This is a genomic window from Streptomyces fildesensis (assembly GCF_016107395.1).
GTDB classification, from domain to species: Bacteria; Actinomycetota; Actinomycetes; order Streptomycetales; family Streptomycetaceae; genus Actinacidiphila; species Actinacidiphila fildesensis.
The window spans coordinates 1-219 of record NZ_JAAIKO010000426.1 but is presented as its reverse complement, the minus strand read 5'-3'; the positions used below and the strand labels follow the sequence as shown (position 1 = coordinate 219).

Sequence of the window (219 nt, the reverse complement as noted above, 5' to 3'; positions counted from 1 at the left end):
CAATTGTAAAAGCAAATCTTGCCAATCATCAACTCTTTAGTCTTGCTGGAGATGCTTTCACATACAAAATCCTCGTCATTGCAACTGGTTCCACAGTAATAAAGCTGACAGATTTTAACGTAGAAGGAGCTAATGCAGGCAATATTTTATACCTGAGAGACATTGCTGATGCTGACAAGCTTGTGGGAGCAATCAAAAGCAAGAGTAACGGGAAGGCAG

Annotated in this window: 1 pseudogene; it reads left to right on the top strand. The window is 40.6% G+C overall.

What is annotated here, in order from left to right:
• Positions 1 to 219 (top strand): annotated as a pseudogene (locus C6N31_RS47585) (hypothetical protein); the annotation flags it as partial.